This is a genomic window from Pseudomonas sp. CFSAN084952, assembly GCF_009648855.1.
Taxonomy (GTDB): domain Bacteria; phylum Pseudomonadota; class Gammaproteobacteria; order Pseudomonadales; family Pseudomonadaceae; genus Aquipseudomonas; species Aquipseudomonas paracarnis.
Genome location: NZ_CP045767.1, coordinates 1,466,164 through 1,477,816 on the forward strand (window position 1 = coordinate 1,466,164; position 11,653 = coordinate 1,477,816).

Annotated in this window: 10 protein-coding genes and 1 pseudogene; 7 read left to right on the forward strand and 4 right to left on the reverse strand. The window is 60.4% G+C overall.

The window, feature by feature from the left end:
- Positions 1-4: 4 nt before the first annotated feature.
- The 4 genes from GH769_RS29275 to GH769_RS06845 form a co-directional block, all read right to left on the reverse strand.
- Positions 5-214, reverse strand: a complete 210-nt coding sequence (locus GH769_RS29275; protein ID WP_153649539.1) for a hypothetical protein — start codon at positions 212-214, stop codon at positions 5-7.
- 82 nt (positions 215-296) lie between these two features.
- Positions 297-1,142, reverse strand: coding sequence for a ParA family protein (locus tag GH769_RS06835; RefSeq protein ID WP_153649540.1), 846 nt, complete (start codon positions 1,140-1,142; stop codon positions 297-299).
- Between the two features lie 4 nt (positions 1,143-1,146).
- Positions 1,147-1,377, reverse strand: coding sequence for an AlpA family transcriptional regulator (locus GH769_RS06840; protein WP_153649541.1), 231 nt, complete (start codon positions 1,375-1,377; stop codon positions 1,147-1,149).
- A gap of 109 nt (positions 1,378-1,486) precedes the next feature.
- On the reverse strand, positions 1,487-2,242 hold the full coding sequence (locus GH769_RS06845) for a hypothetical protein (protein ID WP_153649542.1): 756 nt from the start codon (positions 2,240-2,242) through the stop codon (positions 1,487-1,489).
- A 517-nt stretch (positions 2,243-2,759) separates the two neighbouring features.
- Here GH769_RS06845 and GH769_RS06850 point away from each other — a divergent pair.
- From GH769_RS06850 to GH769_RS06880, 7 genes and pseudogenes are all read left to right on the forward strand, one after another.
- Positions 2,760-4,031, forward strand: coding sequence for an aromatic ring-hydroxylating dioxygenase subunit alpha (locus GH769_RS06850; RefSeq protein WP_153649543.1), 1,272 nt, complete (start codon positions 2,760-2,762; stop codon positions 4,029-4,031).
- Positions 4,032-4,121: 90 nt separating this feature from the next.
- Positions 4,122-5,951 (forward strand): annotated as a pseudogene (asnB, locus tag GH769_RS06855) (asparagine synthase (glutamine-hydrolyzing)).
- Positions 5,952-5,981: 30 nt separating this feature from the next.
- On the forward strand, positions 5,982-6,491 hold the full coding sequence (locus GH769_RS06860) for an aromatic-ring-hydroxylating dioxygenase subunit beta (RefSeq protein ID WP_153649544.1): 510 nt from the start codon (positions 5,982-5,984) through the stop codon (positions 6,489-6,491).
- 14 nt (positions 6,492-6,505) lie between these two features.
- Positions 6,506-7,402 carry an alpha/beta fold hydrolase gene (locus GH769_RS06865; protein WP_153649545.1) on the forward strand — a complete coding sequence of 299 codons (897 nt, stop codon included), beginning with the start codon at positions 6,506-6,508 and terminating at the stop codon, positions 7,400-7,402.
- Complete coding sequence (locus GH769_RS06870; protein WP_153649546.1) at positions 7,399-8,058, forward strand: hypothetical protein; 660 nt, start codon at positions 7,399-7,401, stop codon at positions 8,056-8,058. The genes GH769_RS06865 and GH769_RS06870 overlap by 4 nt, the downstream gene beginning before the upstream one ends.
- On the forward strand, positions 8,042-8,896 hold the full coding sequence (locus GH769_RS06875) for a trans-aconitate 2-methyltransferase (RefSeq protein ID WP_153649547.1): 855 nt from the start codon (positions 8,042-8,044) through the stop codon (positions 8,894-8,896). Before GH769_RS06870 ends, GH769_RS06875 begins: the two co-directional genes overlap by 17 nt.
- Positions 8,897-8,985: 89 nt before the next feature.
- Positions 8,986-11,646 (forward strand): TonB-dependent receptor, encoded by a 2,661-nt coding sequence (locus GH769_RS06880; RefSeq protein ID WP_153649548.1) that lies wholly within the window; start codon positions 8,986-8,988, stop codon positions 11,644-11,646.
- Positions 11,647-11,653 lie beyond the last annotated feature (7 nt).

Genomic DNA, 11,653 nt, shown 5'->3' on the forward strand with positions numbered 1-11,653 from the left:
TCAGTTAACGCCGGGTGCGCAAATGGTCACCGACCTCGAATTTCACGATTTCGGCAGTCCCTGAACCTTCGAAATGTTGGGAGAGTTCTGCGAGGAACCACACCACGGCCGAGCGCCTTCCTTGCAAACGAAAAACCACGGTGCAGTACTCCTCGCAAGCAGAGTCGTGTGGTCGAATGGAAGGCTGAACAACGATAGGAAACTGATCCAACACTAGAAAGCTCCTTACCAAGCCCTGTTGGCTCCAAGGTCAAGCAAACAAAAAAATCGGTGAAATGCTGATTGTGCGATTTGTTTTATCGAGGCTCCGCACACCTCATTACAGATGAGATCGCTTCGCGCCACTCCGGGAATAACTCGATGGCCAGCGCTTGCATGATTTCTAGCGCAGACTTCGAGCGTCGGCGGTTACTCGACGGGCGCGTATCTATTCGGTGGACCGGTAAGCCTAGGGAGGTGGCATTGAGGTATGCCACTCGGTCCGGGATTACGGTTTCTAGCACCGAGATATTGTTAGCTTCGGCGAAAGTCTCGCGCAGACCTCGGATAATCTTCCGGGTGTCCACTCGATTGACGTTCACCTGGTTCAGTAAGACCCGTAAGGGCAGCGGATCGATGCCTAAATGGCGAAACGGTTCGAGCTCACTCAGTAGCTTTAGGGTGCCACGGCGCAGTTCCCGGGCGGCGAGCATTTCCGGTGTGATGGGAGAAAGGGCGAGATCGGAGGCCAGGATGGCCATCTCCAGAAGCAAGCTACGTGCGCCTTGGGTGTCGATCAAAAACAGGTCGTAACGGGGACGGAAATGGTCGAGAAAATTGCGCAGCCGTAATCGCCCGTCAGGGGCGTGCAGGAGCAAAGTGCTCAGTCGGCCTTGGTCGTCGTTGGAGAGGATCAGGTCGAGACCGATGACCTCCGTCGTGGAAATTATCTGCGCAGGATCTGTCTGGTTGAGCGCAATGAGTTCGTACGCACCGGCGATGGCCTCGTGGTTCAAGGCGTAATAGCTGGAGAGGGTCGGTTGGCTATCTAGATCGAGCAGCAGGACGCGTAAGCCCGCATCCGCCAGCAGTCCGCCGAGATTGGCCGCTACTGTGGTTTTGCCTACTCCACCTTTGGTGGACACCACTGATACGACACGCATGTCATCAGGCCTGCTGGCCTAAGCGTTCAACCATCCACCGTTCTATCTCCAGCGAGTCCCAGCCCACTGCACGCAACCCAATGCGTTTAGCCTGAGGGAATTTACCTTCCTTCATCAGGTTGTAGATGTGAGCTCGCTTAAAGCCGGTTTTTCGCTCCACCTCTTCACGGCGCATGATATGGCGCTCGACCTGAGGATTAGGTGCATCAGCCGTAGAGAAAGATTGATTAAGCATGTTGGTCACTCCTAGCGCCGTATGGCATCGGGTGAAAAGTGACCTGGATTCAATAGTAGAAAGCGGGAGTAGTCATTGCAGTGCAATTGGAGTGATTGCAGTGCAAACCTCACTTTTTAGCCTTTGCAAGGTTGCGTCTGCCGGCCGCAAACTTTCCGTCTAGTGTGCGTTTGCTCAGACCCTTTACGCCGCCGTAGTGCGCGGTAATTGAGTCGACGAGAGACGCTTGGCTGTCGAAAACGGAGTGCCGTCTACCGGTGCTGGTAGAACCTAAGATGGTTTCGACCAGCGCGCCGATAATGTTAAGTAAAGTTTCCTTGCTGTCTTCACTAAGTTGAAGTTTGTTTTCGGCGAGCTCGCGAAGCTGTTCGCGCTCCAGTCCTGCAGCTTTCAACTCATCAGTCAAAGTTTGGAGTTTCGCGTCGCTAGCTTTTAGCTGTACCTGTAGGGCATCTCGATCGGCTTGTAAGATCAAGTACGTGTGGTTGTGGATTGTTTCCTGACTGATTAGCGGTGGGCCGAAAAGAAAAGATGGTCGTTGATCAGGGTGGTACATAGACATCCAGCGCTTTAAATCTGAATGTCGGATGGTCAGGAGCCTGAAGTCGACAGGTGTGCCTGGAGTGATCGTAATACCCAAGGCTCCGTACGGAATCTCACGATTTCGAATGGCATCCAGAATCTTCCAGAAGTTCGCGTGAAGGCACGGCCACTGCGGAAACTCATTGCTTAAGCGATCGGGATGGCCCCATGCGAACTCGAGGATCACGGACTCATGAGCAGTTAAATTACTCCAACGTATTGCGGCTTCGATGGGCCTGTAGAACAGCTTTTCAGTTTGAGTCACTCTACTAGCTTCGTTCATAGAGGTGGCCTCTAATAGAAGGGTGGTCCGCTACGGGAGGTCTGAATGCCTTACGCGATGAAATAGGCTTCCGTGCGGTTGCTGCCGGTGTGAATTTGTTCATGCAAGTCGCGGCTTGGCAGTCGTTAGGACAAATACCCAGCGCGTGCATTCGCCGATCCAAGCAGTTAGCGAACTAATGGCTTGAGCTCGGTGCGCGAAGGAAAATCTAGACAAACGCTCATATCGTTGCGTAACCGAAAACACTATTTATTTCCTGGATAATGCAATTTTGCATTGTCGTTATCTGTGGGGAACTAGTGAATGGTCAGTGACGGCTTTAGTTTTTGCTAAGTGCAAAGGATCCCTTTATAAGTGCAATAGCTCCTGGCTTTTTTTACTGTCGCCTTAGATTTATTTTTTTGTGCTTATGCCTATGGTTTTCAGTTATGAGCTAATGGTCAATTGTTATAGTTACCCCGGTTTTGTTGTGTTAGGTTTTTATAAGTTTTATCGAAACAGCAAGGGAGGGCGTGACGTGAATGGATTTATAGAGACCGATAATCTTAGTTATTTCAAAGTCAATCGACAGGCTTACGTTTCCCCCCACGTTTACCAGCAAGAACTCGAATCGGTCTTCGACAAGAGTTGGTTGTATCTGGCCCACCTCAGCGAGGTGCCGGCGGCCGGGGACTTCCTTACCCGTGACGTGGGCGGGCGCAACCTGATCTTCCAGCGTCAGGGCACCGGTGAACTTGCGGTGTTCCTCAATGCCTGTTCGCACCGGGGCGCGCGGGTGTGCTCCGAGCCTCAGGGCAATACCCAGCGCTTTAGCTGTCCCTACCACGGCTGGACCTACGACACGGCTGGGGCGCTGATTGGCCAGCCAGACAAGGCAGCCTACGAGCATCACGGCCAATGCAACCTCGACCTGTCGCTGACCCGCATCAAGCACTCCGTCTACAAGGGTTTTGTGTTCATTCACTTTGCCCGCACGCAGAACAACCTGGAGGACTACCTCGGGCAGGCTGCCGACTACATCGACCTGATCCTCGACCAGTCCGAATCCTCCCTGGAAATAATTCCCGGTGCGTTTGACCATGCCATTCAAGGCAACTGGAAGTTGCTCGCCGAGAACGGTGTTGATGCCTACCACCTGCCGTTCGCCCACAAGCGTTACCTCGAATACCTCAACACCCTGGGCACTGATCCGGCGTCCCACAAGCGTACCGGCGAAGGTTTGTCCCTGGGCAACGGGCACGGCTTGATCATGAGCGGGCCACCCTCCACGGGCCGGCCGATTGCCTATTGGAGCCCGTTGTTTCCCGAGGCACTGAAAACGCCGATTGCCGACAAATTCGAGCACTTGGTACAGCGCTTCGGACTGGCGCGGGCGCAGACCATCGCCCACACCAACAAGAGCCTGTTCATCTTTCCCAACCTGGTGATCAACGACATCCTGGGCCTGAACATCCGCACCTTTTTCCCCGTCTCCGCTACCCAGGTCAATGTCACCGTATGGGGCGCGGGGTTCAGCAACGAGAGCCGAGAGGAGCGGGCAGCGCGGATCAACGGCCTGATCTCCTTTATTGGCCCGGGCGGCTTCGGCACCCCGGATGATGTGGAAATCCTTGAGTCCTGCCAGCGGGCCTATGCCCACAGTGCCCTGGGCTACAGCGATTTTTCCCGGGGCATGGGGCCAGGCACCCAGCGCCACACCGATGAAGAACAAAACCGCAGTTTCTGGCGTGAATGGAGCCGTCGCCTCGGGCAACAGATCCCTCTGCGCCAACTGGCCATCGCTGTTTAGCCAGCCACTATCACCGACTCCTGGCAGATCTTCCACGCGCACCGAGCTTGGGCTACGTGGGGAATATCGGGCACTGCAAGGGCATTATTCATGTGCGGAATTGCCGGATGGACCGATTGGACCCAAGACCTGCGCCCCCAGCGCGAGGTGATCGAAAACATGACGCGCGCCCTGGCGCTGCGGGGCCCGGACGCCGAAGGGATATGGGTAGCGCCCCACGCGCTGCTGGGGCATCGGCGCCTGTCGATCATTGACCTGGCCCATGGCGCCCAACCCATGGCCGACGCCAGCAACGAAGTGGTGCTGACCTACAGTGGAGAAGTCTACAACTACCTTGCCTTGCGCGAAGAACTGCAGGCGCTGGGGCAGGCCTTCACCACCCGTTCGGACACTTAAGTTGTGCTGCGTGCCTACCTGCAATGGGGCGAGCACGCGTTCGCCCGGTTGACCGGGATTTTCGCCTTTGCCCTGTGGGATGAACGGGACCAAAGCCTGTGGCTGGTACGCGACCGTTTTGGTGTCAAGCCGCTGTATTACGTTGCCACCGGCACCGGCGTGCTGTTCGGCTCCGAGCCCAAGGCCATCCTTGCCCATCCCCAGGTACGCCCGGTGCTCGATGCCAGTGGGGTTGCCGAGCTGTTTGCGCTGAGTACCGCGCCCACGCCTGGCCACGGGATCTACCAGGGTTTTTATCAGCTCAAGCCTGGCCATGCCTTGAGGTTCGATGCCAACGGGCGACAGGACCTTGTCTATTGGTCGCTGACGGCCGAGCCTCACAGTGACAGCCCGGCCGACACTGCCCGGCAGGTTGCCAGCTTGTTGCGCCAGGTGGTCGAGGAACAATTGGTGGCGGATGTACCCCTGGGCAGCCTGCTTTCCGGCGGCCTGGATTCCAGCGCCATCAGCGCCTATGCCGCTCAGGCGCTGGGGCGTGAAGGGCGCTCGTTGCCGACCTTTTCGGTGGACTTTACCGGCGGTGGTGAAGGCTTTACCCCAACCCCGTGGCAAAGCAGTTGGGACGAACCTTTCGCGCAGTTGGCATCCGCAGCGCTGGGTACGCCGCATAACACCTTGGCGGTCGCACCCGAACAGGTGCTGGAGCAGGAAGACGCGGTACTGCGTGCCCGGGACCTGCCGGGTTGGGGAGAGCTGGACAGCTCGCTGTACCTGCTGTTCCAACAGGTGCGCGAGCACACCACGGTGGCGCTCTCGGGGGAGTCGGCGGACGAGGTGTTCGGCGGTTATCCGTTTTTTCACGACCAGCAGGCCCTGGGCTTTTCCGGGTTTCCTTGGCTGGCAGGCAAGAGTGGTCTTTGGGAACTGCTGCGGCCCGAGGTCGCCGAGCGAGTTGCACCGCAGGCGTACATGGCCAGGCGTTACCAGGAAGCTTTGGCGGAGGTTCCGCACCTGGCCGCAGACAGCCCGGTTGAGCGGCGACAGCGCGAGGTCACGTACCTGGCGCTGACGCGCTGGTTGCCGGCGATGCTCGACCGCAAGGACCGCATCAGCATGGCGGTGGGCCTGGAGGTGCGGGTGCCGTTTTGCGATCACCGCCTGGTGGACTATGTATGGAATGTGCCCTGGTCGATCAAGAGCGTGGCCGGGGAGGGCAAGAGCCTGTTGCGTAACGCCGTGCGCGGTGAATTGCCCGAAGCGATTGTCGAGCGCAGGAAAAGCGGCTTTCCGGCCAATCCCGACCCGCGCTACCTGGCGTTGTTGCGCAGCCAGCTCAGGCAGTTGCTGATTGACGGCGACTCGCCGGTGTTCGACCTGGTGGATACGCGCCGGGTGGGTGAGTTGCTCGAACTGGAGCAGCCGCTGCCCAGTCCCCGGGCCTCCAGCAGCCCCACGGCCGGCTTGGCCTACCTGCTGAACCTGGACCGCTGGTTACGCCTGTACCAGGTGGAAATCCGCCTGTAGCACCGCCTTCAACCTTCAGGGGACATGCCCATGAGCCTTCCATTGAACATCAGCGCCGCGAGCTTGCAGGCCCGGGTCAGCGACTTCCTGATCAGCGAAGCCGAGCTGCTGGACAACCGCGAGCTGGAAACCTGGATCGGCCTGTTCGATCAACCCGCCCAGTACCGGGTGCTGCCGTTGCAACGCCATCTGGTTGAGGGCGAGCCCCACGACAGCCTGTTCATCATTGCCGATGACTACGGCCGCCTGCATGAGCGGGTCGACAGCCTGCTCAGTGGCCACAGCTGGATGGAGACGCCGCCTTCCCGTACCCGACGCCTGGTGAGCAACGTGCGGATCAAGTCCCGGGACGGTGAGCAGTTGACCATCAAAAGCAACTTCGTGGTGCACCAGTTTCGCAACCAACAAACCTGGTACTTCGTCGGCGAGGCCACCCATGTGCTGCACGACAGCCCTCGTGGCTTGCGGATTCTCAAGCGCGACATTTGCCTGGACCACGAAACCATCAGTGCCCAGCGGCGCATCAGCATCATTTTATGAGGCAGGAGCCCTTCATGAGTCATTCATTGCTTCCCGGTTTCGAGTTCTCGACCCTGACCACCCGCGGTGCGCGGATTCAGGTGGCGGTCAAGGGCAGTGGCCCGCCACTGTTGCTGTTGCACGGTTACCCGCAAAACCACCTGGCCTGGCACCGCGTCGCCCCGCGCCTGGCCGAGGACTACACGGTGGTGCTGGCAGACCTGCGCGGCTACGGCGAATCCCGCGCCCTGGATGCCAGCGCGCCGGGCGCTTATGACAAGAGCGCATTGGCCCTGGACCAGTTGGACGTCATGCAGAAGCTGGGGTTTTCGCGGTTCGCGGTAGTGGGCCATGACCGTGGCGCACGGGTGGCGTATCGCTTGGCGCTGGAACACCCGCAAGCGGTGAGTGCTCTGGTGTCGCTGACAGTGGTGCCGATCCTGGATGTCTGGGCGGGGGTCAACAAGGCCTTTGCCCTGAACGCCTACCACTGGTTTTTCCTGGCCCAGCCGTTTGATTTGCCGGAGCGGCTGATCGGTGCCAACCCTGGCTATTTCCTCGACTGGACGTTACAGCGCATGGCCCAGGGTCGCGATATTTATCATCCGCTGGCGCTGGAAAGTTACCATCAGGCTTTTGCCCGTCCCGAGGTGTTGCACGCGATGTGCGAAGACTACCGGGCGGCAGCCGGCGCCGATGCCGCCGCCGACCAGGCCGACCGCGACGCCGGTCACCAGGTGTGCTGCCCGGTGCTGGTGCTGTGGCAGGACCGTCCCTACGCCGCGGCCAGCCACCCGTTGGCGGTGTGGCAATCCTGGGCCGTGGAGGTGCGGGGCGCGGCGATTGCGGCCAGCCATATGCTGGCCGAAGAAGCACCCGAGGCGGTGCTGGAGCAGCTCTTGCCCTTCCTGCATCAGGTTGCGCAGCCATGAGTGCGGCGCCCCTGACGCCGGCCGAGCAAGGTGCGCTGTGGCGTCAGCGTCTGTTTGAGGCCCACAGCGCGATGACGGCCTACTTGATCCAGGAACATCGGGCGCAGGACCTCGCCGACTGGGTTGACGTCACCGGGCGGATCTTCCACGACTTGCCGCCCGCCGTGGGCGCTGGCAGTACCGAGTGGCAGGCGGTGTTTTTCCGCACCCAGGCGTTGATCGAACAATTCATCGTGCAGCGCAAGCAGGTTTACGACCTGGATGCCTGGGCGGCCGCCACCGGCCAGGTGTATCGCGCTCTGGAGCCTGCCGGCCAAGGTGAACCCTCTGCGGCGGCCGAGCGCCTGGGGCGCCAGGCTTCGATCTACGGCACGCGTTTCGAGATTCGCCAGGTCGCCCCCGACGCCAGCCTATTCGAGGTGCACCACTGCGGCATCTGGGACTACCGCGAGCGTGCCCGGGCCAATGGCGTGCCGATCACCTTGAAGTCGGCCTGCACCTATTGCACCAAGCTGCTGTCTTCGCTGGTCCATGCCAAGGGGTGTGACGCCCGCTGGACGTTGCTGGCCGACGAACAGGGCCATGGCTGCGAATGGACCATTACCAGGGAAATCCTCATCCACGCAGGAGCCATCGAGCATGAGCACGATCATTGAGCAAGCCCGTACCCTGGCCGGTTATGAAACCTCCAGCCAACTCTTGCAGTTGCGTGACCAGGACTGGGTCCTGGGGCGTGCACAGATCCAGCCCAGGCGTTTGCTCGACCTGGGTTGCGGCATCGGTTCGCTGTTGCAGGGGGCCGTGGAGCGCTGGCCGAGCCTGGAGCAGGTGTGGGGCATCGAGCGTTCGCAGTTGCGCCTGGACCTGGCGCGCGAGCAGTTGCGCCATGCCCCGGCCGAGGTGGTGTTGCAGCAGGGCGACCTGCTGGACCTGCCCACGCTGGAGCAGCGTTTTGACCTGATCAGCATGACGGCTGTCCTGCATTGGTTGTATCCCTATGAGGACCAGTTGTTCCAGTGGGTGGCACGGCATCTGGATGAACAGGGCGTGTTTCTCTTCACGTCTCATCACCCCGGTTCGCCGCAAGGGTTGGGCGGTGAGGATGAGTTGGTAGGCGAGGCACTGCTGGCGATGAAACTGGTCACGCCGGGGCACGTGCAGACGCATTTCGCCGAAGCGGCGGTACTGCCGATGGGCACGCGTACCCGATCACGGGTGGCGCTGGAAGCGCTGGTGCAGCGCCACTTTCAGGTGCGTTCGATTGCCAGTCGCTCGGCGGCGCTGCGGATCCACAGCATCGAGGAATACCAGCGCTTTCACGCCGCCACCTTTGGTACCTACTTCAGCCCGTTGGTGCCACCGGAGCGAATCGAGGAGTTCTTTGCCCGCCTGGGCGCCATCGCCAAACAACGCATGGCGCGCCAGGGGCATGTGACAGACATCCCCGTCAGCGTCTGGCGCTGTGTTCGACGTGCGGAAAAAAGCGGGGCATAACCTTATGAATAAACAGTCTGGATCGCTGCTGAAAAGAACCTGGGGCAGTTGCACACACAGGTACGTGATTTCCTTAGGGTAAGTTGATGATGTCAAATGAACGTCCGTCCTGTTTGCACCGTACTCCCGTGATCTGGGCCATGGGCTTTACCTGCCTGATGGCGGACGAGCCGCTCTGGGCCCAACCTGCCGCACCGGCGGGCAAGGTTCAGGTGTTGTCCTTTGATATTCCGGCGGGGGATTTGTCTCAGGTGCTGCTGAGCATCGTCCGCCAGAGCCGCACGCCGATCTCGTTTGATCAGGCGCGGGTGCAGGGGGTGTCGGGGCCTGCCATCAAAGGCTCGTTGAGCGTGGACCAGGCCTTGGAGCAAGCCTTGCGCGGCAGCGGCCTGGATTTCAGCCGCAGCGCCTCCGGCGTCTTGACCTTGCACACGGCGGCCTCCCAGGCGCCACAGCCCACCACCTCAACCTCCGCAACCTCGGCGGGAACCCTGGCCACCGTGGTGGTGACCGGGACTCGCCAGGCAGACGTCAAGGCCACTGACAGCCTGAGCCCGATTGACGTGGTCTCCAACGAGCAATTGCGCCAGACCGGCACCCAGAATGTGCGCGAAGCCTTGATCAAGTTACTGCCCTCGTTGTCGCGCCAGGCCCAGGCCTACAACGCCTCGGCGCTGACCAACGCCCAGTCCCTGCGGGGCCTGAGCCCCAACCATGTACTGGTGCTGGTCAATGGCAAGCGTCGCCACGAGACGGCCAATATCAACGTCAGCGGCGGCTTGCAGAGTGGTTCCACCGGGGTCGACCTGGACACCATCCCCATGGCCGCCATCGACCACATCGAAGTACTGCGAGACGGCGCCTCGGCCCAATACGGCTCCGATGCCATTGCCGGAGTGATCAACATCATTCTGCGCTCGGCCGACCAGGGCGGGCTGGTCTCCTACAACGCTGGCCAGTACGGTGCGGGTGACGGCTTTTCCCAGGGCGGAGCGGTGAACAACGGCTACCGGGTGGGTGAGACCGGCTACTTGAATCTCAGCGCCGAGTTCCGTGAGCAAAAGAGTACGATCCGCGCCGGCATCGACGAGCGTACCGGGCATTACGGCAACCCCTCCATTGGCGACCCGGCCGTGCATCGACAGGCCCTGGCGTTCAACACGGGGGCGGCGCTGACCGACCAGCTGGATTTCTACAGCTTCGCGACCTACACCCATCGCACGGTGTCTTCGGCGCAGATCTACCAGTTGCCCACACTGGTGCCGACCATTTACCCCAACGGCTTTACGCCACGCATCACCAGTGATGAGGACGACTATTCCCTCACCGCCGGCCTGCGCGGCGTGGAACTGTTCGGTGACTGGGATTGGGACCTGAGCTCCACCTACGGCGCCGACAAGCCCGATATCGGAATGGATCACTCGGTCAACCTCGCGCTGTACAACGAAACCGGCACCACCCCGCGCAAGTTTGACCTGGCCGAATACAAGGTCACCCAATGGACCAACAACCTGGACTTGCGCCGTGCCTTCGACGTAGCGCTGCTGCCCAAACTGCTGAACTTTTCCTGGGGACTGGAGCAGCGCCGTGACCTGTATAAGGTTGGCGCCGGCGATTACTACTCCTACTACAACGGCGGCTCCAAAGCCTTGCCTGGCCAGGCACCCGCCACCGCCGGGCAGTGGACGCGGGACGTGCTGGGCGGCTACCTGGACCTCTCCACCCACCTGACTGAGCAATGGCAAGTGGCGACGGCGGCCCGTTACGAGCATTACAGCGACTTTGGCAGTACCACCAACGGCAAGCTCTCGACCCGGTACGATTTCAATCCCCAGGTGGGCCTGCGGGCCAGTGTCAGTTCCGGGTTTCGTGCGCCGTCCCTGGCCCAGGAGAACTACACCAGCCTTGGGGTCTCGCCGACGATTGCCACCGGGTTGCTCGCCGCCAACTCGGCGGCGGCCAAGATGCTGGAAGCTGAGGACCTCAAGCCCGAGAAGTCGATCAACTACAACCTGGGGTTGGTGCTCAACCCGCTGAGCGACTTGAATATTGCCATCGACGCGTACCAGATCACCCTGCGTGACCGTATCGTCGACGGCGGCACCTACTCGGGCCAGCAAGCCATCGACGCGCTACGTGCCGGCGGTATTTCGGTGCCGTCGGGCCTGGCCTCGGTCAGCACCCACTACATGACCAATGGCGCCGACACCCGCACCCACGGTCTCGACATCACGGCCACCTACCTGACCCGGCTCGACGGCTGGGGCCAGATCGACTGGCGCCTGGGCGCCAACTTCAACCGCACCAAGCTGCTGAAAAACCACATCGGCAGCGACGGCCGGCCGCTGCTCAACGATCAGCAACAGGCCTGGATCACCAGTTCCACACCCCGTAGCCAAGTGTCCCTGGAAGCCAATTGGAGTCGCGATAAATGGGGCCTGACCGTACGCGAGACGCGCTACAGTAAAACCATCTCTGAACTGGACTATTACACCGGGCCCGACGCGTACTCCACCACCGAGTTCAACCATTTCGAGAACTCCCCCGAGTACCTCACCGACATCGAGTTGCGCTACGCCGCGACTCGCCAACTGTCGCTGGCCGTGGGGGCGAACAACGTGTTCGACGTCAAACCCGACAAACTGCCCGCTGAAAGTGCTTACCTGGGATTCAACCACTACGACACCTATGCCTCGCAGATCAGCTTCAACGGGGCTTTCTATTACGTGAACGCGGTCTACAGCTTCTAGGGGAGGT

What these genes read in the sequence shown, in the direction of transcription:
- GH769_RS06845 (WP_153649542.1), bottom strand. Translation starts at nt 2,242, where the DNA reads ATGAACGAAGCTAGTAGAGTGACTCAAACTGAAAAGCTGTTCTACAGG.
- GH769_RS06870 (WP_153649546.1), top strand. Translation starts at nt 7,399, where the DNA reads ATGAGTGCGGCGCCCCTGACGCCGGCCGAGCAAGGTGCGCTGTGGCGT.
- GH769_RS06880 (WP_153649548.1), top strand. Translation starts at nt 8,986, where the DNA reads ATGTCAAATGAACGTCCGTCCTGTTTGCACCGTACTCCCGTGATCTGG.
- GH769_RS06840 (WP_153649541.1), bottom strand. Translation starts at nt 1,377, where the DNA reads ATGCTTAATCAATCTTTCTCTACGGCTGATGCACCTAATCCTCAGGTC.
- GH769_RS06860 (WP_153649544.1), top strand. Translation starts at nt 5,982, where the DNA reads ATGAGCCTTCCATTGAACATCAGCGCCGCGAGCTTGCAGGCCCGGGTC.
- GH769_RS06875 (WP_153649547.1), top strand. Translation starts at nt 8,042, where the DNA reads ATGAGCACGATCATTGAGCAAGCCCGTACCCTGGCCGGTTATGAAACC.
- GH769_RS06835 (WP_153649540.1), bottom strand. Translation starts at nt 1,142, where the DNA reads ATGCGTGTCGTATCAGTGGTGTCCACCAAAGGTGGAGTAGGCAAAACC.
- GH769_RS06865 (WP_153649545.1), top strand. Translation starts at nt 6,506, where the DNA reads ATGAGTCATTCATTGCTTCCCGGTTTCGAGTTCTCGACCCTGACCACC.